Raw genomic sequence first — 21,729 nt, 5'->3', positions numbered from 1 at the left:
CCGGCCCGTCGCGCGTCCGGGCCCGGGGTGCGGGCCCGGACACGCCGGGTCGGCCCTCGGCTCAGGAGGAGCGGCGGGTGCGGCGGGTGTAGACCACCGCGCCGGCGCCGCCGAGCAGCAGCACCGTACCGGCACCGGCCATCAGCAGGGTGCCGTCGCTACCGGTGGAGGCGAGGTCCTGGCCGGTCTGGGTGGCGCCGGGGATCGGGGTGGGGACGCTGATCTTGGCCGGCAGGATCAGCGGGTTCTCCGGGTTGACGACGGTGCCGGGCGGCGGGGTCTGCACCGGGACGGTCGCCGTCGGCTTGCTGACCGGGCCGGTCGCGGTCGGCTCGGGCTCCTCGGTGCCGGGCGCGACGGTGGCCGACGGGCTCGCCGAGCCGGTGGCGGAGGGGGTGACCGAGGGGCTCGCGGACGGGCTCTTCGACGGGGACACCGACGGCGAGCCCGACGGGGTCACGCTCGGTGACGCGCTGGGCGAGGTGCTCGGCGAGGTGCTGGGCGAGCCGGTGGCGGTCGGGGTGGCGCTCGGCGTCGCGCTGGACGTCGCGGAGGGCGTCGCGCTCGGCGTGCCGGTGGGGCTGCCGGTCGGGCTCGGGGTCGCGGTCTGGGACGGCGTCTGGGACGGCGTCTGCGAGGGAGTGGCCGACGGGGTGACGGTCGGGGTGCCGCTCGGGGTCGTCGACGGAGTGACGGTCGGGGTCGCCGAGGGGGTGCCGGTGGGCGTGGTGGTGGGCGTGGCCGGAACGGACTTGGTCGGCGTGGGCTTGCCGCCGCACTCGACCTTGAACACCTTGTGCTTCGGGTTGTTGAGCTTGGGCTCGGCCGGCAGCTTGCCGTTGTCGAGCTCCACCGAGGCCCAGTACAGCTTGTAGTGGCCGTCCGGCAGGTTGATGTCCGTGGTCCGGACGTGGCCCTTGCCGTCCACCGGGAGGTCCCCGTAGGCGACCGCGTTCTCGCCCTTGTCGTGCACCTCGGAGATCAGCCAGACGATGTCCTGGCCCGGGTCGAAGCCGAAGGAGTCCAGGTAGAAGGTGCAGACCTTGGGCTCGTTGCGCCGGAGCTCCTCGCCCGTCGCCGAGTCGTGGATCTTGACGGTGCCGTTGTTCCCCTTCGGCGGCTGGCCGCCGCCGGCGGTGGCCTCGGCGGTCGGGGCGGCCAGCAGCAGGGCGGCGACGGCGGGGACGGCGACGAGGGATCGTGCCGCGGTGGAGCGGATGCGCATGCGTTGTCCAACGGGAATCGGCGGTCCGGGTGGAACCGCGCGGCAGGTGGGAGAGCCCCCGGTCGGCCGGAGCGGTCGAACGAGAGGGCTCAAACTCCCCCACCGTTTCCGGCCATGCAAGGGGGGTTTGGCCGATTTGCGAGGGTGCACGGCTGATTGTCCGACTAATCCACCGCAACGATCCGGTCACCCGGATGTGAGGGACCCGTGCACCGAACCGTCCGCACACGGCGGCCGGGTCGCCGGGCGTCCGCGTGTCGGGGCGCGGCGCGGTGGCCCCGGTCCCTATCGTCTGAGTCCGCCGAATCCGCTGAGTCCGCCGCCGAACCGACACCGTGGGAGCGCCGCATGCCCGGCCCAGCACAGCAGCCGTCCACCCGCCCCGCCCGCCCGGACGCCACCGCGGCGGGGACGACCGGGCCGACGGAGCCCGGGCAGCCCGCGGAGCCGGGCGAGCTGACGGCCCCGGCGGAGGTCCCGGCGGGCGACGTGGACAGCGCCGACGTCATCGTGGTCGGCGCGGGCCCGGCCGGTTCCACCGCGGCCTGCCACCTGGCCCGCGCCGGGCTGGACGTCCTGCTGCTGGAGAAGTCGGCGTTCCCGCGCGAGAAGGTCTGCGGCGACGGCCTGACCCCGCGCGCCGTCCGGGAGTTGATCGACCTGGGCATCGACGTCTCCGAATCGGCCGGCTGGCTGCACAACCGCGGCCTGCGCCTGGTCGCGGGCGGCCGGCGGGTGGAACTGGACTGGCCGGAACTGTCCGCCTTCCCCGGCTTCGGCCTGGTCCGCCGCCGGGCCGACTTCGACGAGCTGCTCGCCCGCCGGGCCGCCTCGCTCGGCGCCCGGCTGGTCGAACGGGCCAACGTGGCGGGCCCGTTGCTCGACGAGCGGACCGGCCGGATCACCGGCGTCACCGCCCGGCTCGGCGAGGAGCGGCGCCCCGTCAGCTACCACGCGCCGCTGGTGGTCGCCGCCGACGGCAACTCCACCCGGCTCTCCCTCGCGATGAAGCGCTACCGCCGCACCGACCGGGCGATGGGCGTCGCCTACCGCACCTACATCACCACCCCGCGCCACGAGGACCGCTACCTGGAGGCCTGGCTCGACCTGCGCGACCCCGCCGACCCGGCGCGCCGCCTGCTGCCCGGCTACGGCTGGGTCTTCGGGATGGGCGACGGCACCGCCAACGTCGGCCTCGGCGTGCTGGACACCGCCGCCGTCGGCCGCGAGATCGACTGGCGGGAACTGCTCCGCCGCTGGTGCGCCGACCTCCCGCCCGACTACGGCTACACCCCGGCGGCCGTCACCGAACCCGTCCGCGGCTCCGCCCTCCCGATGGGCCTCAACCGCCAACCGCACTACGCCGACGGCCTGTTGCTGATCGGCGACGCGGGTGGCACGGTCAGCCCGGCCACCGGTGAGGGCATCGCCTACGCGATGGAGTCCGGCCGGTACGCCGCCGAGGCGGTGGTCCAGGCGCTGGCCCGGCGGACCGACCGCGGCCGCGAACTCGCCCTGCGCGCCTACCCGCAGGCACTGCGCGCCGCCTATGACGGCTACTTCGCGCTCGGCCGGCTGGCGGCGGCGGCGATGGCCCGCCCCCGGCTGGTCGGCGCGGCCGGGGCGGCCGGAATCGGCAGCCCGGCCCTGCTGCGGGCGACCTTCCGGCTGATGGTCAACCTGACCGAGCCCAACTCCCGGGACGCGCTGGACCGTTTGCTGCACCTGCTCGGCCGGCTGGCGCCGAGCAGCCGGGGCTGAGTGCGGCGGTCCGCCGACAAGGAACGGCAGGCTGAGTGGCCGGGGTTCAGCGGTGCCGGCCGCGATCCCCGGCCGTCTGTTCCTGGCTGAACCACTCGCGCCCGTCCGCGGAGAGGAACACCCAGAGGACGAACGAGGCGAGCGCGATGCCGGGGAGCGGGAAGGCGACGCCGGTGAGCACCAGCCCGGCGCAGGGGAGGGCGAAGAGCGCCTCGATGCTGATCACGGTCGTCCAGGTCCAGCCGGCCCCGCGCGGGGCGAGCCCGGCGCAGGTGCCGAGCAGCAGGCCCACCAGCACGGACGCCATCGAGAGGAAGCGCACGACCGCCCCCGCGTCACCCTGCTGGCGGTTGAACGCCGCGAGCATCATCAGCCCCGACAGCCCGCTGAACACGGCGTGGAGCCAGACGCACCCGACCGCCCACCTGACCGAGGCCGGCATCCGCGGTGCCGCCGACTGGTCCGTCATCGCTGACCACCCCCGGGTCGCCGAGCGGCCGTGACCGGTGGCCGGGCCGTACCGGCGAGGATCGGTGCGGCCCGGCGGACTGTCAAGGGAACGCCTGCGCTGCGGAGCGGCTCGGTCACGGTCCGCCCCTGGTTGTGGTGTCCGGGCGGACCGGAGGTTGGGGGCGTGACCTTCCATTCTGCGCGCCCCCGGCGGCCGGTGGGCGCGGGTTGGCCGAATCCGGGGGATTCGACACTCCGACGGGGTCGAACTGTTGACGCGGGGTCAGTTGATCCGCTTGCCTAGGTCGCGGCCCGGACACGGAGGGTGACGGATCATGCTCCGTTGCCGGGCCGCGGCTTCACGCCGCGTCGCACCCCTTCCCGACTTCACACGACTTCACGACGGAGACATCGTGCGCCCTCGCCTTCGCGTCCGCCTTCGCCTGCTCGTCGCACCGCTCGCCGCGGTCGTCGCCCTGCTCGCCCCGAGCGCCCCGGCGCTCGCCGCCGACACGGCTGCCGCGGGGACGACCGCGGGCACTGCCGCTGCGGGGACGACCGCCACCCCGGCGAACGAGTGCTCCACGGAGGACTACCACAACGACCCGCGCCTCGGCCCCGCCGACCTGCCGCGGACCGGCCCGGTCGGCCGCGAGCTGATCGGCTACCAGCGCACCGGCGGCCTCCCCGAGGACAAGTTCCTCGCGACCTACTACAGCCCCACCGCCAACAACGGCAACCCGGGCTGGATCTACCCGCCTGCCAACGGCTACGTCACCCTGCCCGACGGCACCCCGGTCGAGTTCGAGATCACCCTCTACCCGAACCAGAAGATCGACCGCTACGGCAGCGAGTACGGCTCCTTCCTCGCCCCCGAGGGCCTGCCGTACGCCAACCGCTCCATCCCGCCGCAGAGCCTCGACAGCAACCCGGCCGCCGCCTGCAACTACCACGACTACCAGGTGGTCAAGCCGTTCAAGGTGCACGCCGGCCCGATCGCCCCCTGGTTCGGCCAGCCCGGCTACGGCCTGCAGTACCAGCTCGACGCCGCGCTGGTCCCGAACGGCCCGGCCCGGCTGAACGTGCTCTGGCTCGTCGACAACGGCTACCTGGCCCGGATCTGACCCCTGCCGGGCCCGGCGCTCTCGATGCGACGGCGGCGTCCCCGGTCACCGGTCGTCCCGGTCACCAGACGTCGCCGTCGCGCCAGTCGCAGGCCAGCCGCCCGTCCTGGTCCAGCGGGACCGCCCCGGGCAGCACGAAGACCTCGCCCTCCTCCTCCGGCGTCGGCACCGGACCGCGCGGGCCGAGCGCGACCAGCGGTCCGCGCCACCGCTGCCAGCCGCGCGCCGCGTAGAACTCCGCCGCCTGGTCCGCCGCGCACAGCGCCCCCAGCTCGTACCCGCCCCGGATCACCCGCTCCAGCGCCGCCATCAGGGCCGCGCCGTGGCCGCGCCCGCGCCGGTCCGCCCGTACGACGACGTTCTCGACGTAACCGGTACGCAGCGCCCGCCCGGCGTGCAGCAGCCGCCGCTGGACCACCGAGGCGTGGCCGATCAGTACGCCGTCCTCCCGGAGCAGCGCGTGCACGCCGCCGAGGCCGTGCTCCCAGTCCTCCTCGGTCAGGTCGACGAACTCCTCGACCAGCAGGGCCCGGGCCGCCTCCCGGGTCACGTCGTCCAACTCCGCGGTGTGGGCGGTGAACAGCTCGATCATGCCCCGATCGTGGCACGCCCGGACGGCCGTGCCGAGCGGGTTTCCCCGGGCCGGTAAATCCTTTGACCGGTCCCGGCCGCCGGGGATAGGAAGATCGAATGAGCACCGTGCAGTCCACCGCCCCCACCCTTGCGCCCGCGCCCGCCCCCACCCCGGAGCCCGCCGACCCGCGCACCTTCGTGCCGGCCACGATCGACCTGGGCGACCTCGTGCTGCGGCCCTGGGAGCGTGGGCTGGAGGTCCGCGGCGGCGCCGTGCCGGGCCTGATCGCGGTCGCCGCCGACCCGGACATCGCCCTCTGGAACCCGCTGCGCGCCGCCGACCCGGCCCAGGCCGAGGCGTGCATCGACCGCTGGGCCGCCGGCTGGCAGGCCGGCACCTCCGCCGATTTCGCCATCCTCGGCGCGGCCGAGGCCGAACTGCTCGGCACCGTCGCACTGCTCTGGGTCGACCGGGCCGACGGACTCGCCATGGTCGGCTACCGGTTGCTGCCCGCCGCCCGCGGCCGCGGTGTCGTCACCCGGGCCGTCCACGCGATCACCCGCTGGGGCTTCGCCACCGCCGGCGTCCGCCGGCTCGAACTCGCCCACGCCGTCGGGAACGAGGCCTCCTGCCGGGTCGCCGACCGCTGCGGCTTCCCCGCCGAGGGCACCCTGCGCGAGTCCTACCGCTTCGGCGACGGCCGGTACCACGACGAACACCTGCACGCCCGTCTCGCCGGCGACCCGGAGCCGGGGCCGACACGGACCGGGTGACCGGGTGACCGGGCGCGGGGCGCCTCTGCCCGCCGTCCCGCGCGCCGGGCGGGGGCGGGGGTGCGGGCCTAACCTGGAAGGGCGCGCCGGTGCGTGGGACGGAACGGGAACGGTGGGCCATGACGGTCATCTCGGCGGCACTCTTCGGAACCGATTGGCGCCATGCGTCACCCGGTTCCGCCGACCTGCTGCGCGAGTGCGCCGCCCGCGGCTGGACGGTCGTGCTGGCCGCCCCGGGTCCGGCCGGGACCCCCGCGCTGACGGTGACCGCCCCCGGCCCCGATCCGCTCCGGGCCGCGCTCGACCTGGTCGGCGGAGCACCGTCGCACGCGGTGTTCGTCGCCGGGAGCGTGCCCGAGGTCCGGGCGGCGCGGCGGGCCGGGATGGCCTGCGTCGCCGTCCTGGGCGCCGGAGCCGCACCCTCCGACCTGCGTGCGGCGGGCGCGGCCGAGGTGCACCGCGACGCCGCCGCCCTGTTGCGTGTGCTGGACGACAGCCTGCTCGCCCGCCCCCGGGCGTTCGGCGACCACCGTCCGCCGGCCCTCGCGGCCCCCGCCGGCCGGAGCGATTAGCGCACACCCCACCGGGCAGCCGCCCGGACCAGAGGATGTCGTCACCGGAGTGCCGGAGGTGACCGAGATGGACGGACCCGCGTTGAGCGGACGGGAGCGGCGGCTCCTGGCCGAGATCGAGTGCGATCTGCGCCGGGACACCCGCCTCGACCGGCGGTTGAGCACGATGGGCGCCAGCCGGTCCAGCCGGGTCGGGGACGCGCTGCGCGGCCTCGGCCGACGGGTGCCGACGGCGGTGCTGATGACCGCGCTGGCGATGTCCGCGCTCTGCCTCAGCGTCGCGGTGCGCAGGCCCACCGCGACCGTCCTGGTCGCCGTGACGGCGGTCTGGGTCGGCAGCGTCGGCCTGGCGGCCGGGCTCTCGGCCCTGCTGCACCGCCGCCGCCGGGCCCGGGTGGACGCGGACGGTGCGCCGGACGGTGGGCGGGGCGGTCACCGCGAGCGCCGCCGACACCGCGAGCGTCACGAGCCGCGGGAGCTGCGGGAACAGCGGCAACAGCGGGAACGTCACGAGCCTCGGGACCACCGCGAACACCGCGAGCACCGTCAACCCCGCGACGACCGTGAGGACCGCGGACCGGGCGAGCGCCGGGAGCGCCGCCCGTGGGACCACCCGGAGGCGTGATGACCACCGACCTGTGGGAGTACCGTCCGAGCTCCCACCACACCGCCGACCAGGCGCTGGCCGGCTACGAGGTCGAGGCGACCGACGGGCCGCTCGGCCGCGTCGAGCAGGACGCCGGTGACCACCTGCTGGTCGACACCCGGCCCTGGGTGCCCGGTGCCCCGGTCCTGGTCCCGGTCGGCCTGGTCGCCCGGATCGACCACCTGGAGCGGGTGGTCCACCTCGACTGCCCCCGGGCCCGGGTCGGATCCGCCCCGCCGCCCTCCGTCGTCGACCACGGTCCCTCGGACGCCGCCCGGACGCCGGCTGCCCGGACACCGGCTGCACGGCCACCGGCCGGCCCCGGCCAGGCCGCGCGCGACCGGACGGGGTGAACCGGATGGCGCTGACCGCGCTCACCGGCCGGACGGTCGCCTTCCTGGTCGCGCCCGAGGGCGTCGAACAGGCCGAACTGACCTCCCCCTGGCAGGCCGTCGCCGAGGCGGGCGGCACACCCCGGCTGGTCTCCACCCGGCCGGGCCACGTCCAGGCGTTCCGGCACCTGGACCGGGCGGACACCTTCCCCGTCGACGACGTGGTGGGCGAGGCGGACCCGGCCGCCTACGACGCGCTGGTGCTGCCGGGCGGCGTCGCCAACCCCGACCGCCTGCGGCTGGACCGGGCCGCCGTCGCGTTCGTCCACGAGTTGTCCGCCGCCGGCCGCCCGGTCGCGGTGATCTGCCACGGCGCGTGGACGCTGATCGAGGCGGACGCGGTGCGCGGACGCACGCTCACCTCCTGGCCGAGCCTCCGCACCGACCTGGTCAACGCGGGCGCCTACTGGGTCGACGAGCCGGTGCACGTCTGCCGGGACGGCCCCGGGGTGCTGGTCTCCAGCCGCAAGCCGGCCGACCTCCCGCTGTTCGAGGAGTCCCTGGTGACGGAGTTCGCGCACGCGGGCCCGGCCAGGGCGGCCAAGGGCCGGCACCCGCCGTGGCCGCTCGCCCACGAGCCCGAACCCTCCCGCCACACCTCCACCGGGCACACCGGGCACACTCCCTGAGGCCGCCGCGCCTTCGGAGCGGCGCGCGGTCCCGGGTGCGTGCTCCTGCCCCCGTCGCCGGTCGGTCGCCGCTCAATCGCCGCGCAGCCGGACGAAGGTCGCCGCCGGGGGACGCCCGGTCACCGTCACCTCGGCCCGTAGGACGGCGGTCACCGGCCGGACCGCGCCGTACTGCGGATCGCGCACCGGTGAGCCCAGCCGGCCGGCCGCCGCCTCCGCCACCTGCCGGGACTGCGGCGGCGACAGCGGCGGCGTGGAGAGCAGCACCTGCCCGTCGTCCAGTTCCAGGACCAGCGCCCGGGGCCGGGACGGCGGCCCGGTCACGGCGCGCACCGTCGCGTCCACGGTGTCGCCGAGCCGGTACTTCACCCACACCCGGCCGGCGCCCCGCGCCCGGTAGGCCGAGCCCGCCGCCTTGCAGACCAGCCCCTCCACCCCGGTATCGGCGAGCCGTTCCATCCAGGTCAGCGCCTCCGTCCGGTCGGTGGTCGCCAGCACCGGCTGGATCGGCGGCGGGACGTCGGCGAGCGCGGCCAGCAGCAGCCGCCGCCGGTCGGCCAGCGGCAGCGGCCGGACGTCCCGCCCCGGCAGCGCCAGGACATCGAAGGCGATCAGCCCGAGCACCACGTCCTCGGCGGCCCGCGACTGCCGGGTCCGCAGCAGTTCCTCGAAGGCGAACCGCCCGCCGCGCCAGGCGACCAGCTCCCCGTCCAGCACCAGCCCGGCCGGCAGCCGGGAGACGGCGGCGGCGATCGACGGGAAGTCGGCCGCGAGGTCCCGCCCGGACCGGGACTGGAGGAACGGCGGACGCTCCCCGCGCGCGAAGGCGACGCAGCGGAAGCCGTCCAGCTTCAGCTCGTACTGCACCCCGGCGCCGCCCAGTCCGTCGGGTGGCGGGACGGCCGGCACGGCGGCCGGCCGCATCACCTCCAGCGGGGGTTCCAGGACGACCGGCTGGTCGTCGTGCGCGGAGCCGGGCGGGCCTCGGTGGACGGCTGGCCCCTGGCGGACTGGCGGCCCTTGGCGGACGGCCGGTCCTCGGCCGACGGCGGGCAGGGGGCGGGCGCGTCCCGGGTCGAGGAGCGGCGCGAACAGGTCACCGTGCGCGGCGACCCGGTCCGCCACCTCGGCGATCGTGAACACCAGCTCCGCCGCCGACCCGGCCCGCGCCAACTCCTCCCAGGACAGCGGGGTCGACACCGTCGGCCGCTCCTGCGCCCGCACCGTGTACGGGGCGGCGGTGGTCTTCTTCGCCGCGTTCTGCGACCAGTCCACCAGCACCCGGCCGGTCCGGCGGGCCTTCGCCATGGTGTGCACGACCAGGTCCGGGTGGGCCGCCTCCAGCTCGGCCGCCAGCTCCTTCGCGTAGCCGGAGGCCCGGGCGCTCGGCGTCGGCTCCAGCGGCACCAGCAGGTGCAGGCCCTTGCCGCCGGAGGTCTTCACCCAGGTCTCCAGCCCGTCCGCCGCCAGCCGTTCGCGCAGCAGCCCGGCCACCGTCCGACAGGTGAGGACGGTCGCGCCGGCCCCCGGGTCGAGGTCCAGCACCAGCCGGTCCGCCAGCCCCGGCTCGGCGGCGTGCCACTGCGGCACGTGCAACTCCAGGCAGCCCAGGTTGGCCGCCCAGAGCAGCGCGGCGCCGTCGTCCAGCACCACCTGGCGCAGGTCGCCGCCGGTGCTCGGCACCTCGACCGTGCGGACCCAGTCGGGCGTCCCGGCGGGCGGGTTCTTGGCGATGAACACCTCGCCCGCCACCCCGTCCGGGCAGCGCAGGAACGATACCGGGCGGTCGCGCAGGTGCGGCAGCAGTACGGCGTGGACGGCGGCGTAGTAGCGCAGGACCTCGCCCTTGAGGGTGCCGGTCTGCGGGAAGTACACCTTGTCCAGGTGCGAGAGCGCGAGCGTGCGCCCGTCCACCACCATCTGCGGCATCGCCGCCTCCGGGGCCGGGGAGTGGGGCTGGGGCTCGGGGCCCGTGTGGTCAGTCTGCCCGGACCGGCGGGACGGCGCGAGCGTACCGCCGCCGCGCCGGCCTCACGGGCCCAGCAGAGCCAGCGCCGCCCGGACCAGCTCGGCGTCCGTGCCCGGCTCGCGCTCGCCCGCCACACCGGACCGGAACAGCGAGGCACCCTCGATCAGCATCACGAACACCCCGGCCCGGGCCCGCCGCACCGCCTCCGGCAGCTCGGGCCGGGTCCGCGCCAGGAAGGCGGTGAGCTGGTCGCGGTAGTCGTCGTAGAACCGCCGCACGGCACCCGCCACCGCCGGGTCCCGCGCCGCGAGCGCCCACACCTCGGCGAACAGCCGCATCAGCCGGGCGTCCTCCTGCTCGGCGAGCAGCGCGGTGACCACCTCCGCTGCATTGCCGCCGGAGGCGTCGTTGGGGGCGAGTGGCGCTGCGACCGCGGCGACCGGGCTGCCCTCGGGCGTGTCGCCGGACGCGCGACCGGTCACGGCACCGGTCATGCCACCGGACGTGTCGCCGGGGGCGAGCAGCGGTGCCAGCCGCTCCGCCGACCGCTGCAGCACCCGCTCCAGCACGGCCGCCACCAGGTCGGCGTGGGTGGGGAAGTAGTACTGGAGGTGTCCCAGCCGCACCCCGGCCGCCGCCGCGACGGCCCGCATCGTCAACTCCGCCCCGCCCGGGGTGACCAGCACCTCCTCCGCCGCGTCCAGCAACGCCGCCCGCCGTTCCGCCCCCTTGCGCCCGCGCGGCCCCGGGCCGCCCGGTGAGTCCGTGCCCGCCTGCCGGGTCTTGCTCGTGACGGCTCGCGTCGTCCGCTCCCTTCCGCCCGGGGTGACCGGTACCTCCTCTGCGGCGCTAGCGGCCTCTGCCCGCTGTTCTGCCTCCTTTTGCCCGGGTGGCCCCTGGTCGGCGGCTGCGGGGCCGACCGGTGAGTCCGCGCCCGCCTGCCGGGCCTCGGCCGAGGTGGGGCGGCCGTCGTCGGCCGGTTCGGTGTGTGCGGGGTTCGGTGCCGGTGCCGTGGTTCGGCCGGTCGGCTTTCGCGCGGCCGACCGCCGGGACTCGCCCGCGTGCCGGCCGGTACTGCCGGTCGGCCTGGTCGCGCCGGCGTCCTCCGAGTGCGGCTGCTGCGCGCTGACTGACGGGCTCCCCGTCGGCCGGTCCCGGGTGGTGCCGGGGTCGGTGGTCGCCGCGGTGGGACCGGTCGGGTGACCGAGGTGCCGGTGGGCGCCGGTGCCGTCCGCGCCGTGGGTCGTCCGGTGCGGCTGGCCGGTGGTGTCGGTATTCGGGGACGGCGTGAGGGCGGGGCGCTCCGGTGGGGTGCTCATGCGGCAGCATCCAAGCGGTGGGCGGGGCGGATGTCGACCGTGACGCCGAGGGCGGCCAGGTCGGGGACGACCCGGTCGGGCCGGGGCGTCTGTTCGGGGAAGGCGACGCCGGTCGGCGGCTGCGCGCCGTCGGTGCCGAGGGCGCGGCGGAGGGCGAGCAGACCGCCCACCGCGGTGAGGTGGGCCTGGCCGGCGCGGTCCTCGACCAGGGCGCTGAGGGTGTGGCCGGTGTGCGAGACGTCCACGCGCAGCAGCGCCGTGCCGCCCTCGCCCGGCGAGTAGAGGAGGGCACGCCGGGCCGACTGCCAGCGGTCGCCGCGGCCCCAGCGGAAGAAGCCGGTGTGCTTCGCGGCGAGCAGCGCCCGGGTGCCGAGCGCGGAGCTGAAGCCGATCCGGGTGGTGGCGGTGGTGGCGCCGAGGGTGAGCGGCAGGGTGAACTGCTCGGGCGTGTCGATGCAGGCGGCCCGGGTGGGGTGGTCGCCGACGGGGACGGTGCGCGCGTCGCTGAGCGGGGTGACCGCACGGCGGCGGCCGTCCCGGATCATCTCGTAGTCCAGGCCGAGCCGGTCCATGAACTCGACGGAGTCGGCGCCGGCCCGGTCGGTGAGGTCCCAGCGGATGGCGGTCTCGACCCGGTCCGCCCCGCCGAGCCGGTCGGCCAGGGCGGCGGCGACCAGGCTGACGGTGCCGCCCATCCAGGCGGAGGAGAGCAGCACCGGCGTGCGGGGGCGCAGCAGCGCGGACACGGTGGCCGCCCGCTGGAGCCGGGCGGTCCAGCGGGTGACGTCCACGTACGGGACCGCGCCGTGGACGGCTGCGCGCAGCATCCGGTCGTCGGGGTCGTTGACCACGCTCACGACGGCTCGGACGGCGGCGGCGAAGGGGGTCGGGTCGGCGAGGTCCCAGCGGCGGACGGTGGCGTGCGGGGCGCCGCCGAGCTCCTCGACCAGGGCGGCTCCCCGGTGTTCGGACCGGCCGGTGAGCAGGACGGGGTGGTCGGGCGCGACCAGGCGGGCCAGTTCGGCGCCGACCGTGCCGTAGCCGCCGACCAGCAGGACCGGGCCGTCCGGGTCATGGGTGAGGGCGTCGAGTACGGCCGGGGCGTCGGGTACGGGCGTGTCGAGTGCGGGCGGGTTCTCCGGGGTGCTCAGGCGCATGCGATAAAAATAGGTCAAGTGACCTAAAGATCTTGTGAGGATGGCCGGCCGCCGGTCACCAGGGCGTGCGCGTCGGCGACCAGGTCCTCGATCCGGTCCCAGTCGAGCGGCGGCAGGTCGAGGCGGACGCCGACCCAGCCCCGGTGGCCGACGTACGGGGGCCGGAAGAAACGGTCCGGCTCCCGGTCGACCAGGAACTCCTGGGCACCGGCCGCCGCCGGGCACCAGAACGCCAGGCGGTCGTCGTGGTGGTGGTCGGCGAGCATCACGAAGACCCGCGCCCGGCGGCCGGTGCCCGCGAACCAGGTCGGTTCGCCGTGGCTGACCCGCTCCGCGACCTCCGGCAGTGCCAGGCAGACGGCCCGCAGCCGCTCGACGACCGCCGCCTCGCCGTCCGGCTCGTCCGGCTCGTCCGGCTTGTCCGGCGCACCGGTCCGCACCGCTCAGCCCGCCGTCGGACGGGGCGCGCCCGGGTAGGTGCCGAAGTACCAGTGGTTGCCCTCCGGGTCGGCGGCGGCGAAGTCGCGCGAGCCGTAGTCGGTGTCGAACGGGGCGGTGGTGATCCGGGCCCCGGCGGCGACGGCCCGCGCGTGCAGGGCGTCCGGGTCGGCGGTGACCACGTACGCGGAGAAGGTCCCGGGGCCGCCCGGCCAGGGCTCGCCGCCCTCGGGCGTCGGTCGGTCGGATCCCAGCATCACCCCGCCACCCTCCGGCCAGGCCAGTTCGGCGTGCGCGACGAACTCGCCCTCGCCGTACGCGACGACCTCCTCGAAGCCGAACGCGTCCGCCAGGAAGCGGATCAGCGCCCGGGCGTCGCGGGCCCGCAGGCTGGGCCAGACCTGGGGAGCGGGTGCTGCGGTGGGGGTGCCGGGGGCGGCGGTGGTCTCGGCGTCCATGGTGGGTGCCTCCTCGGAGTCGTGGCGGTGGCGGCCGGCCGGGGACACGGTCACCGGCCGGCCGTCATGCCCTCCACTCTGCTGCCGGCTCGGCGCCCTCGCCTTGGACGTTTCGGAACTTCACCGCCTGTGGCCCCTCCTCCGCCAGCCAGCGACTGGGCGCGCACCCGGCCAGCGCGCGGAACTCGCGGGCCAGGTGGGCCTGGTCGAAGTAGCCGCAGCGCGCCGCGAGCTCCGCCAGCCGGAGCGGCGGGCCGGGCACGGCCAGCAGCCGGCGGGCCCGGTCGAACCGGATCACCCGGGCGGCGGCCTTCGGGGCGAGGCCGGTCTCCCGGCGGAACCGGTCCTGGAGGTAGCGCTCGCTCCACCCCGTCTCCCGGGCGAGCGCCGCCACCGGCAGTGCTCCGCCGCTGCGCCGCAGCAGCCGCCAGGCCTGGACGACCTCCGGCGGCACCGCGCCGGACGGGCGGGCGAGCCGCAGCAGCGCGCCGTCCAGCGCGGCGAAGCGCTCCGGCCAGTCGCGTGCCTCCTGCACCGCCTCCTGGAGCCGGGCGGCCACCGCGCCGAGCACGGCCTCGGCGGGTACGTCCAGCCCGGCCAGTTCCCCGGCCGGCAGCCCGAACAGGGCCCGCGCCGCCAAGGGGTGGACGGCGAGCTGGATGCCGGACTGCCGGCCGTCGTGGCTGATCAGCGCCGGTGCGGTGTGCAGGCCGCCGAGCAGGGTGCCGTACCGGCCGGGCGGTTGCGCCGGGTCGGGGTGGCCGGCCATGGTGAGCGGCTCGTCCAGGGTGAGGATGAAGGTCAGGTAGGGGGACGGCAGGCCGCGGTGCAGGGCGGGCGGCAGACCGCGCTGGCGGTAGCCCGAGTACCAGGCCACGTAGGGGCGCAGGGCCGTCGCGGGCCGGACCCGGACCGCCTCGTCGACCGGATCGAGGGTGGCCGCCGCCGCCCCCGCCGCCGTCGCCGCCGTTCCCGCCGTGAACTCCTCCGTCACGCCCCCAGTATCGGCCCGCCCGTGCCCCGGTGGGCTCGCGGTCCGTCGGTGCGGTGCTTATGGTGATCGCACCGGACTATCCGGTGCTCGGGGGGAGACCCTGAGGAGGAGTCCCCGTGACTACTGCCCGAGACATCATGCACACCGGCGCCCAGTGCATCCGCGCCGACCAGACCCTCGCCGAAGCCGCCAGGATGATGCGGGACATGAACGTCGGCGCCCTCCCGATCTGCGGCGACGACCAGAAGTTGAAGGGCATCATCACCGACCGCGACATCATCGTGCGATGTATCGCGGAGGGGCGGGACCCGGCCACCACGCGGGCGATCGAGCTCGGCGGCCACCTGCACTGCGTCCGCGCCGAGGACGGCATGGACGCCGTGCTGAAGAAGATGGAGCAGCACCAGATCCGCCGCATCCCCGTCATCGACGGCGACCGGCTGGTCGGCATGATCAGCGAGGCCGACCTCGCGACCGGCCACCGCGACGGCCAGCGCCTGACGGACCAGCAGATCATCGACTTCATGGACAGCGTCTACATGAAGCGGTGACGCCGCCCGCCGGCCCGTTCACCGGCGGACAGCCCCCGCGCCGCACCACGAGCGCGCGGGGGCTGTCGGCTTTGCCCGTCCGGTCATGTGCCGATCGTCATGGTTTCGGGGGGCGTCGACCATGGCTCGCCATGACCTTCGACCAGTCTTCCGGCCAGGTGGGAGCGGTGGCGGGGAATCCGGGTATCGTCCCCGGCGGTGATCGGAAATCGGTTCGGTCGCCAGCGCTTCGGCCGGCAGCGGTTCGGTCGGACGTCGGTTCGGTCGGAGGGGGGAGGACGGATGGCGCAGCGCGAAGTGCGGTGGATCCCGCCGGTGCTCTACACGGTGGTGCTGGCCGGCGGTCTCTACCACGCGGCCGTGACCGCGGGCGGGTCGCACCCCGCGCGGCTGGCGGTCTTCACCGTCGGTCTGGTGGTGCTGCTCGCCCTGGAGGTGCCGGGGCGGTTGGTCCGGCTGCCCGCCGCGGCGCTGCTGGCGGCGCGGGTGGTGCTGTTCACGGCGGTGGCGGCGGTGGACGGTTCGGGGGTGTCGCGGGCGCTGTTCGTCCTGGTGCCGTTCACCGCCTACCTGGCCTTCGGCCGGCGGGCCGCGCTCGGCAGCGCCGTCGGCTGCGTCGGGTTGCTGCTGGCGGGCTTCACCGTGCTGGTGCCGCACTGGTGGGTGGAGTCGGCGTACGTGTCGGACCTGCTGATGTTCGGGCTCGGGCTGGCCCTGGCGCTGTCGATGGCCGGGGTGGCGGTCCGCGAGCAGGAGGCGCGGGCCCGGCTGGAGCGGTCGCACGAGCGGCTGGCCCGGTACGCGGAGCGGGTCGCCGAGCTGTCCACGGCGGAGGAGCGCAACCGGGTGGCGCGGGAGATCCACGACAGTCTCGGGCACCACCTCACCGCCGTCGGCGTGCAGTTGGAGAAGGCGGAGGCGTTCCGCGAGCTGGATCCGGCGGCCTCGGCGCGGGCGCTCGGGGACGCGCGCTGGTCGGCGGGGCGGGCGCTGGCGGAGGTGCGTGAGTCGGTGAGCGCGCTGCGCGAGGTCCGGCCGTTCTCACTGGCCCGCTCGCTCGCCGACCTCGTCCGGCACCTCGGCGACGACGGGCTGAGGGTGGAGCTCAGCGTCACCGGAGAGGAATCGGGCCACGACGGCGGCGCGCTCACCACCCTCTACCGGGCCGCCCAGGAGGCGCTCACCAACGCCCGCCGGCACGGTCGGGCGACGCGGGTGGAGATCCGGCTCGCGCTGGACGGTCCGGCCGCCCGGCTGACCGTCACCGACGACGGAAGGGGTTTCGCCCGGGGCGCCGAACCGGGCCACGGCATACGCGGCATGCGGGAGCGGGTGGCCCTGCTCGGCGGCGAGGTGGACATCCGGACCGGCCGTCCCGGTGGGAGCGACGGTAGTGCTGGTAGCGGCGGGAGCGGTGGTGTGACGGTCACCGTGACCGTGCCGCGCCGGGCCCCGGCCGTGGCCGCCACCCCCGCCGCCGCCCCCGCCGCCGTGACCGCCGCGGTGGTGGCCGGATGAGCGGTGGTGCGGACGTCCGGGTGCTGGTGGTGGACGATCAGGACCTCGTCCGGGAGGGCATCGCCTCGCTGCTCGGCATCCAGCCCGGGATCGAGGTCGTCGGTACGGCGGCGGACGGCGCCGCCGCCGTGGAGGCCGCCGCCGGGCACCGGCCGGACGTCGTGCTGCTGGACGTCCGGATGCCGGGGATGGACGGCATCGCGGCGGCCGAGGTGCTCGCGCGGGAGGTGCCGACCTGCCGGGTCGTCATGCTCACCACCTTCGACGACCAGGCCTACGTGGCCCAGGCGTTGCGGGCCGGCGCGGTCGGCTACCTGCTGAAGAACCTGCCTTCGGTCGAACTCGCGCGCGCCGTCCACCTGGTGCACGCGGGCGTGGCGCAGCTGGACGCCGCGATCATCGGTCGGCTGGCCGGCCTGCCCGACCCGACCACCGGGCCCCCACCGGAGCCCCCGCTCCCACCGACCCCACCGTCCCCGACCCCACCCCCGCCGCCGTTGAGCTCCCGGGAGACCGAGGTGCTCCGGCTGGTGGCCACCGGCTCGACCAACCGGGAGATCGCCGGGCGGCTCCACCTGAGCGAGGGCACCGTCAAGAACCACATCTCCCGCATCCTCACCCGGCTCCACTTGCGGGACCGCACCCAGGCCGCGCTCTTCGCCCGCGACCACGGCCTGTTGTGAGCACCGGCACGCAGCAGGGCGGGCGCGGCGGCGAGGAGCCCTCGCCACCACACCCGCCCACCCATCCCTCGGGGACGGTCCCTCAAGGGCGATCCGTCAGCAGGTGAGCACCGGGGCGGCCCAGTCGGCGTGGTCGCTGTTGGTGCCGTCGCCGCCGTCGGTGACGACCAGGCGCAGCTCGTTGGCCCCGGCCAGCGCGGCCGTGAGGTGCTTGACCCCGGTGGCGGCGGTCACCAGGCCGCTGTCGGCGACCTTGGTGCCGTCGGCGTAGATCTGGAAGGAGACGGTGCCGCGGCCCTGCGCCTCGGCGTCCACGCCCACGTCGGTGCTGAGCGCGGAGCAGGAGCCGCCCAGGTAGTAGACGATCTCGCTGAAGGCGTTGACGCCCAGGCCCTTCTGGTACCGGGTGGTGCCGATGGTGATCGGGGCGCCGTCCCGGGCCTGGTTGTCGCCGTTGCTCATGTCCTTCTCGACCGGGCCCCAGCTGTTGCCGGCGGAGGACCAGTTGAGGTCGGAGAGCTGGTACGTCCCGGCGGCCGGGCCGCTGCCGCAGGCGATCCGGACGTTCGCCCAGTCGGCGTGGTCGTAGCCGGTGCCGTCGCCGCCGTCGGTGACCACCAGGTGCAGTTCCTGCGCGCCGGTGAGGTCGGCGGTGAGCCGCTTCGCGGCGTCCCGGCCGGTGACCGGTCCGCTGTCGGCGGCCTTCACCCCGTCCCTGTACACCTGGAACACCACCGAGCCGTTGCCGTAGGCGTCGTCGTCGATGCCCACGTCGGTGACCAGGTTGCGGCAGGTGCCGCCGAGGTGGAAGCCGATGTCGCTGGGCGCGTGCGCCCCCAGGCCGTTGGCGTACTGGGTGCCGCGGATGGTGAGGGTGTTCCCGTCACCGGCCACGTGGTCGCCGTTGCTGCGGTCGCGCTCCACCGGGCCCCAGAAGTTGGAGACGGAGGTGAACGGCAGGTCGCTGAGCCGGGTCACGCCGGTGGGCGGGGAGACCGGCGAGCTCGGGGTGACCCGGAACATCGCCGTGCCGTGGCCGGGGACCACCGCGCTGATGGCGCCGTTGCCGGTGCTGCTCTTCTTCGACCACAGGTCCTTGACCGTGTAGGAGTCGGCGCCGCCGATCCCGACGGCCTGCGCGGTGGTGCTGATGGTGGCGTCGTAGGAGCCCTCGTTGGTGAGGGTGACCGAGCGGCTGCCGTCCGCCAGCGGCTTGCTCATCACCACCAGCCCGTTCTCCCGGGAGACGACCGAGCCCTGCTTGCCCAGCGGGTCCTGGTCCACCGCGATGACGTCGCGGTTGGTGAGGATCTCCAGGGTCTCCGGCTCGGCGCTGCGCAGGTCGGTGCCGATCATCAGCGGGGCGGCCATCTGCGCCCAGAGGCTGAAGTGGGTGCGGTACTCGGTGCCCGTCATGCCGCCGTTGCCGACCTCCAGCATGTCGGGGTCGTTGAAGGCACCGGCCTTGGCGTAGTTCGCCAGGCCCTGGTTGGCCTGGGCGATGGAGATCATGCTCTGCCAGGTGTCGCTGATGTCGCCGGTGGTGCGCCAGGAGTTGCCGACCGGCTGCGCCCAGTTCCACGGCCCGGTGCTGCCCCACTCGCAGATGCTGTAGAGGATCGGCCGGCCGGTCCGCTTCAGCGCCTCGCCCATGGTCTTGTAGCGGGTGCGCGCGTCGACGCCCTTGTTGTTGCAGTTGTCGTACTTGAGGTAGTCGACGCCCCAGGAGGCCCACAGGTCGGCGTCCTGCTGCTCGTGGCCGAGGCCGCCGGGGAAGCCCAGCACGTCGCAGGTGTGGTCGCCGGCGCTGGAGTAGATGCCGAACTTCAGGCCCTTGCCGTGGACGTAGTCGGCGAGCGCCTTGATGCCGTGCGGGAAGCGGACCGGGTCGGCGACGAGGTTGCCGGAGGCGTCGCGCTGGGGCAGCGCCCAGCAGTCGTCGAGGTTGACGTAGCGGTAGCCGGCGTCCTTGAGGCCCTTGTCGACGAAGAGGTCGGCGATGCCCTTGATCATGGCCTCGTTGAACTGGGCGCCGCAGCCGGTGGAGTTCCAGTTGTTGAAGCCCATCTGCGGCGTCAGGTTGAGGCCGTTGTCGAGGGCGGCGGCCGGTGGGGCGGTGGCGAGTTGGAGCCCGACGGTGAGGGCGCCGCCGCCGGCTAACAGGGCGAGTGCGGTGAGCGCCGCCGCGGCACGGCGGGCCGGTCGGGCGTCGGGGATGCGCATGGGTGGTCCTCCAAGGGCGGGAGCCGAAGGGACGGGGTGGGCGGAGGGGGCGCCGGGGCCCGGCGTCGGGCGTCGGGCGTGTCCGGCGCCCCGAGGGCGGCTCAGCTGAGCAGCGTCCAGGCCTGGCCGGGCGCCGCCGGGTTGGCCGGGCTGAGGGTGACCGGGGAGGTCGGGGCGGTCTGCGAGGCGTCCAGCGCCAGACCGGTGGCGACGTTGGTGATGATCAGCGCGCCGGTGGTGGTGTCCTGCAGGACCCGCCACTTCTGGTGCGGGCTGTTGGGGTCGTAGCGGTTGAGCACCCAGGCGGCCGAGCCGGGCCCGTTGCCGCCGGTGAGGGTGCCGTGGACCTGGGTCGGCGTGTCGCAGTTGTCGGTGATGCGGACGGTGCCGTCGGGGTTGGGGGTGAACTTCCACTGCTCCGAGGTGTGCCAGCTCCACCAGGTGTTGATGTCGGTGGGGGAGCCGTCGGGCGCGCTGCAGGTGTCGCGCACCTCCAGGGCCTGGCCGCCGGTGCCGCCGGCGCTGATGCCGTGGTAGCGGCCGTCGCCGACGACGGCGGCCGGCACCGTCCGGGGCAGCGCCTTGAGGCGGAACATCGCGACGCCGTGCGGGGCGACGTTGGCGCTGACGGTGTTGGTGAAGGTGCCGGTGGCGCCGGTCCAGAGTTCCTTCACCGTGTAGCCGGGGCCGGTCAGGCCGAGCTCGGTGAGGGTGGTGGAGACGGTCCTGGCGTAGTTCGGGTCCTGGTTGACCAGCAGGACGGCGGTGTCGCCGCCGGCCAGCGGGCGCTTGAGGACGAGCGGCGCGGTGGGGCTGTTCGGCGGGTTGCCGACCAGGGTGGCCGGCTTGGCCAGGCGGTCCTGGTCGACGGCGATGACGTCGGTGTTCTTGTAGATCGCGAGCGCGGAGTCGGTGATGCCGGTGGTCCAGCTGACGCCCTTGTCGCTGTGCCGGGAGTCGGCCGCGGTGCGCAGGTCGGCGCCGGTGATCAGCGGGGCGGCCATCATGGCGAGGATCGACATCTCGGCGCGTGACTCGTCGTCGGACATCGGCTTGTGGCAGACACAGTCGTCGGTGGTGGGGTAGACGCCGTAGGGGTTGATCCAGCCCGCGAACATCATGTCCATGTCGTTCCAGCTGCCCGGCCGGACGTTGTCGGGGTAGCGGAGCGCGGTCTGCAGCTGCCCGTTGTACAGCACGCCCTCCAGGTCCGGGCCCCGGTCGCCGCCGACCCGGCACAGGTTGGCGACCTGGCCGCACCACACGCCGGTCGGCGCGTAGCCGGGCGCCTGGCGGGCGGGGGTGCCGGCGGCCACCACGACCGGGTCGGTGCGGGCCGGGTCGTCGGCGGCCAGCAGGTAGGGGACGCCGGTGTGCACGGGCTGGGCGGAGACGCTGAGCGTGACCCGGGGCCGGTTCTGCGCGGCGGAGGCGGCGTCCAGCGCCCGGCGGAAGTCCAGCGCCCGGGCGTAGATGGAGCGGGTGAGCTCCCGGCCCTCGCCCTGGGTGTAGTAGTCGTGGCCGTCCGGGCCGATGATCTTCGGTCCGTAGGGGCAGTCGTCGTACTTGACGAAGTCGACGCCCCAGGTTACGAAGTCGGTGGCGTCCACGCTCTCGTGGCCCAGGCTGCCGGGCCGGCCCTGGCAGGTGGTGTAGGTGGTGGTGGCGTAGAGGCCGAACTTCATGCCCTTGCCGTGGGCGTACCAGGACAGGTACTCGATGCCGTTGAGGGTCCGGCCGTTGACGGTGCGGGAGGGGAACCGGCTCGGGTCGGGGACCAGGTGGCCGCTGGTCAGGTCGAAGCCGGTGCCGTCGGTGCCGCTGACCGGGTTGCGCTTGGCGTCGTAGAGCTGCATCGCGCCGTCGGCGTTCTTGGCGAAGTCGGCGCTCTGGCCGTCGCGGTGGCCCAACGACCAGCCGTCGTCGACGGTGACGGTGTCGTAGCCGGCCGCGACCAGGCCGCGGGAGACCATGAAGTCGATGGTCTGGATCACCTGGTCCTGGGTGATGTTGGTGGAGAAGGTGTTCCAGGAGTTCCAGCCCATCGGCGGGGTGAGGGCCTGTCCGTTGTCGACGGCCGCGGCCGGTGCCGCCGCCGGGCCGACCGCCAGCGCGGTCAGACCGGAGGACGCGAGGGCCAGCGCCAGCAGGGTGCGGGGCAACGCGCGGGGCAGGGCACGGGACAGCGTGCGGGACAGGAAGCGGGGCGCAGATCTGCGCATGGGCGCTCCAAGGGGCGCGAGTGGGGGAGGGAGGGAGCCTCGATGGTGCTT

Annotated in this window: 19 protein-coding genes and 4 pseudogenes; 10 read left to right on the top strand and 13 right to left on the bottom strand. The window is 75.2% G+C overall.

What is annotated here, in order from left to right; all coding sequences use genetic code 11:
• Positions 1-61: 61 nt before the first annotated feature.
• Positions 62-1,225: an LPXTG cell wall anchor domain-containing protein gene (locus AB0N76_RS26545; protein WP_363561064.1), complete on the bottom strand. Its 1,164-nt coding sequence runs from the start codon at positions 1,223-1,225 to the stop codon at positions 62-64.
• A 348-nt stretch (positions 1,226-1,573) separates the two neighbouring features.
• Between AB0N76_RS26545 and AB0N76_RS26540 the strand changes: the two genes are divergently transcribed.
• Positions 1,574-2,986 (top strand): geranylgeranyl reductase family protein, encoded by a 1,413-nt coding sequence (locus tag AB0N76_RS26540; RefSeq protein ID WP_363561062.1) that lies wholly within the window; start codon positions 1,574-1,576, stop codon positions 2,984-2,986.
• Positions 2,987-3,032: 46 nt separating this feature from the next.
• On the opposite strand, the gene AB0N76_RS26535 is transcribed toward AB0N76_RS26540, so the two are convergent.
• The gene (locus AB0N76_RS26535) at positions 3,033-3,455 is read right to left on the bottom strand and encodes a hypothetical protein (protein WP_363561060.1); all 423 of its coding nucleotides are present in this window, start codon (positions 3,453-3,455) and stop codon (positions 3,033-3,035) included.
• Positions 3,456-3,849: 394 nt separating this feature from the next.
• Here AB0N76_RS26535 and AB0N76_RS26530 point away from each other — a divergent pair, with 394 nt between their 5' ends.
• Positions 3,850-4,560, top strand: coding sequence for a TNT domain-containing protein (locus AB0N76_RS26530; protein WP_363561058.1), 711 nt, complete (start codon positions 3,850-3,852; stop codon positions 4,558-4,560).
• A 61-nt stretch (positions 4,561-4,621) separates the two neighbouring features.
• On the opposite strand, the gene AB0N76_RS26525 is transcribed toward AB0N76_RS26530, so the two are convergent.
• On the bottom strand, positions 4,622-5,152 hold the full coding sequence (locus AB0N76_RS26525; RefSeq protein WP_363561056.1) for a GNAT family N-acetyltransferase: 531 nt from the start codon (positions 5,150-5,152) through the stop codon (positions 4,622-4,624).
• A gap of 98 nt (positions 5,153-5,250) precedes the next feature.
• On the opposite strand from AB0N76_RS26525, the gene AB0N76_RS26520 reads away from it, so the two are divergent.
• The 5 genes and pseudogenes from AB0N76_RS26520 to AB0N76_RS26500 all read left to right on the top strand — a co-directional run.
• Entirely contained in the window at positions 5,251-5,907 is a 657-nt protein-coding gene (locus AB0N76_RS26520; RefSeq protein WP_363561054.1) for a GNAT family protein, read from the top strand.
• Between the two features lie 119 nt (positions 5,908-6,026).
• Positions 6,027-6,479: a hypothetical protein gene (locus tag AB0N76_RS26515; RefSeq protein ID WP_363561052.1), complete on the top strand. Its 453-nt coding sequence runs from the start codon at positions 6,027-6,029 to the stop codon at positions 6,477-6,479.
• Positions 6,480-6,546: 67 nt separating this feature from the next.
• Positions 6,547-7,104: a hypothetical protein gene (locus tag AB0N76_RS26510; RefSeq protein WP_363561050.1), complete on the top strand. Its 558-nt coding sequence runs from the start codon at positions 6,547-6,549 to the stop codon at positions 7,102-7,104.
• Positions 7,104-7,478 carry a PRC-barrel domain containing protein gene (locus AB0N76_RS26505; RefSeq protein ID WP_363561048.1) on the top strand — a complete coding sequence of 125 codons (375 nt, stop codon included), beginning with the start codon at positions 7,104-7,106 and terminating at the stop codon, positions 7,476-7,478. The genes AB0N76_RS26510 and AB0N76_RS26505 overlap by 1 nt, the downstream gene beginning before the upstream one ends.
• A 5-nt stretch (positions 7,479-7,483) precedes the next feature.
• Positions 7,484-8,041 (top strand): annotated as a pseudogene (locus AB0N76_RS26500) (type 1 glutamine amidotransferase domain-containing protein); the annotation flags it as partial.
• Between the two features lie 177 nt (positions 8,042-8,218).
• On the opposite strand, the gene AB0N76_RS26495 reads toward AB0N76_RS26500, so the two are convergent.
• The 7 genes and pseudogenes from AB0N76_RS26495 to AB0N76_RS26465 all read right to left on the bottom strand — a co-directional run bounded on the left by AB0N76_RS26495 (position 8,219) and on the right by AB0N76_RS26465 (position 14,481).
• On the bottom strand, positions 8,219-9,070 hold the full coding sequence (locus AB0N76_RS26495) for a DNA ligase (RefSeq protein WP_363561080.1): 852 nt from the start codon (positions 9,068-9,070) through the stop codon (positions 8,219-8,221).
• A 126-nt stretch (positions 9,071-9,196) separates the two neighbouring features.
• Positions 9,197-10,075: pseudogene (gene ligD, locus AB0N76_RS26490) on the bottom strand (non-homologous end-joining DNA ligase); the annotation flags it as partial.
• A gap of 102 nt (positions 10,076-10,177) precedes the next feature.
• On the bottom strand, positions 10,178-10,822 hold the full coding sequence (locus AB0N76_RS26485) for a TetR family transcriptional regulator (RefSeq protein WP_363561046.1): 645 nt from the start codon (positions 10,820-10,822) through the stop codon (positions 10,178-10,180).
• Between the two features lie 608 nt (positions 10,823-11,430).
• Complete coding sequence (locus tag AB0N76_RS26480) at positions 11,431-12,591, bottom strand: saccharopine dehydrogenase (RefSeq protein WP_363561044.1); 1,161 nt, start codon at positions 12,589-12,591, stop codon at positions 11,431-11,433.
• Positions 12,592-12,614: 23 nt separating this feature from the next.
• Positions 12,615-13,031 carry an MmcQ/YjbR family DNA-binding protein gene (locus AB0N76_RS26475; RefSeq protein WP_363561042.1) on the bottom strand — a complete coding sequence of 139 codons (417 nt, stop codon included), beginning with the start codon at positions 13,029-13,031 and terminating at the stop codon, positions 12,615-12,617.
• Between the two features lie 3 nt (positions 13,032-13,034).
• Positions 13,035-13,487 (bottom strand): VOC family protein, encoded by a 453-nt coding sequence (locus AB0N76_RS26470; protein WP_363561040.1) that lies wholly within the window; start codon positions 13,485-13,487, stop codon positions 13,035-13,037.
• 64 nt (positions 13,488-13,551) lie between these two features.
• Positions 13,552-14,481, bottom strand: coding sequence for a helix-turn-helix domain-containing protein (locus AB0N76_RS26465; RefSeq protein WP_363561038.1), 930 nt, complete (start codon positions 14,479-14,481; stop codon positions 13,552-13,554).
• Between the two features lie 116 nt (positions 14,482-14,597).
• Between AB0N76_RS26465 and AB0N76_RS26460 the strand changes: the two genes are divergently transcribed.
• The 3 genes from AB0N76_RS26460 (at position 14,598) to AB0N76_RS26450 (ending at position 17,233) form a co-directional block, all read left to right on the top strand.
• The gene (locus tag AB0N76_RS26460) at positions 14,598-15,032 is read left to right on the top strand and encodes a CBS domain-containing protein (protein WP_363561036.1); all 435 of its coding nucleotides are present in this window, start codon (positions 14,598-14,600) and stop codon (positions 15,030-15,032) included.
• Positions 15,033-15,314: 282 nt separating this feature from the next.
• Positions 15,315-16,550, top strand: a complete 1,236-nt coding sequence (locus AB0N76_RS26455) for a sensor histidine kinase (RefSeq protein ID WP_363561034.1) — start codon at positions 15,315-15,317, stop codon at positions 16,548-16,550.
• Entirely contained in the window at positions 16,547-17,233 is a 687-nt protein-coding gene (locus AB0N76_RS26450; protein WP_363561032.1) for a response regulator transcription factor, read from the top strand. Before AB0N76_RS26455 ends, AB0N76_RS26450 begins: the two co-directional genes overlap by 4 nt.
• Positions 17,234-17,329: 96 nt before the next feature.
• Here the strand turns inward: AB0N76_RS26450 and AB0N76_RS26445 are convergent.
• The 3 genes and pseudogenes from AB0N76_RS26445 to AB0N76_RS26435 form a co-directional block, all read right to left on the bottom strand.
• Positions 17,330-17,749: pseudogene (locus AB0N76_RS26445) on the bottom strand (NPCBM/NEW2 domain-containing protein); the annotation flags it as partial.
• A 33-nt stretch (positions 17,750-17,782) separates the two neighbouring features.
• Positions 17,783-19,456, bottom strand: a pseudogene (locus tag AB0N76_RS26440) (NPCBM/NEW2 domain-containing protein); the annotation flags it as partial.
• Between the two features lie 101 nt (positions 19,457-19,557).
• Positions 19,558-21,678: a hypothetical protein gene (locus AB0N76_RS26435; protein ID WP_363561030.1), complete on the bottom strand. Its 2,121-nt coding sequence runs from the start codon at positions 21,676-21,678 to the stop codon at positions 19,558-19,560.
• Between the last annotated feature and the right edge of the window lie 51 nt (positions 21,679-21,729).

The sequence above is a fragment of the Kitasatospora sp. NPDC093806 genome (genome assembly GCF_040683335.1).
In the GTDB taxonomy this organism is placed as follows: Bacteria; Actinomycetota; Actinomycetes; order Streptomycetales; family Streptomycetaceae; genus Kitasatospora.
The sequence above is the reverse complement of the archived record's forward strand: the minus strand, read 5'-3'. Positions and strand labels throughout refer to the sequence as shown.

Coding starts and splice junctions, on each gene's coding strand:
- AB0N76_RS26545 (WP_363561064.1), bottom strand. CDS start 1,225: ATGCGCATCCGCTCCACCGCGGCACGATCCCTCGTCGCCGTCCCCGCC.
- AB0N76_RS26540 (WP_363561062.1), top strand. CDS start 1,574: ATGCCCGGCCCAGCACAGCAGCCGTCCACCCGCCCCGCCCGCCCGGAC.
- AB0N76_RS26535 (WP_363561060.1), bottom strand. CDS start 3,455: ATGACGGACCAGTCGGCGGCACCGCGGATGCCGGCCTCGGTCAGGTGG.
- AB0N76_RS26525 (WP_363561056.1), bottom strand. CDS start 5,152: ATGATCGAGCTGTTCACCGCCCACACCGCGGAGTTGGACGACGTGACC.
- AB0N76_RS26520 (WP_363561054.1), top strand. CDS start 5,251: ATGAGCACCGTGCAGTCCACCGCCCCCACCCTTGCGCCCGCGCCCGCC.
- AB0N76_RS26515 (WP_363561052.1), top strand. CDS start 6,027: ATGACGGTCATCTCGGCGGCACTCTTCGGAACCGATTGGCGCCATGCG.
- AB0N76_RS26510 (WP_363561050.1), top strand. CDS start 6,547: ATGGACGGACCCGCGTTGAGCGGACGGGAGCGGCGGCTCCTGGCCGAG.
- AB0N76_RS26505 (WP_363561048.1), top strand. CDS start 7,104: ATGACCACCGACCTGTGGGAGTACCGTCCGAGCTCCCACCACACCGCC.
- AB0N76_RS26495 (WP_363561080.1), bottom strand. CDS start 9,070: ATGCGGCCGGCCGCCGTGCCGGCCGTCCCGCCACCCGACGGACTGGGC.
- AB0N76_RS26480 (WP_363561044.1), bottom strand. CDS start 12,591: ATGCGCCTGAGCACCCCGGAGAACCCGCCCGCACTCGACACGCCCGTA.
- AB0N76_RS26470 (WP_363561040.1), bottom strand. CDS start 13,487: ATGGACGCCGAGACCACCGCCGCCCCCGGCACCCCCACCGCAGCACCC.
- AB0N76_RS26455 (WP_363561034.1), top strand. CDS start 15,315: ATGGCGCAGCGCGAAGTGCGGTGGATCCCGCCGGTGCTCTACACGGTG.
- AB0N76_RS26450 (WP_363561032.1), top strand. CDS start 16,547: ATGAGCGGTGGTGCGGACGTCCGGGTGCTGGTGGTGGACGATCAGGAC.
- AB0N76_RS26435 (WP_363561030.1), bottom strand. CDS start 21,678: ATGCGCAGATCTGCGCCCCGCTTCCTGTCCCGCACGCTGTCCCGTGCC.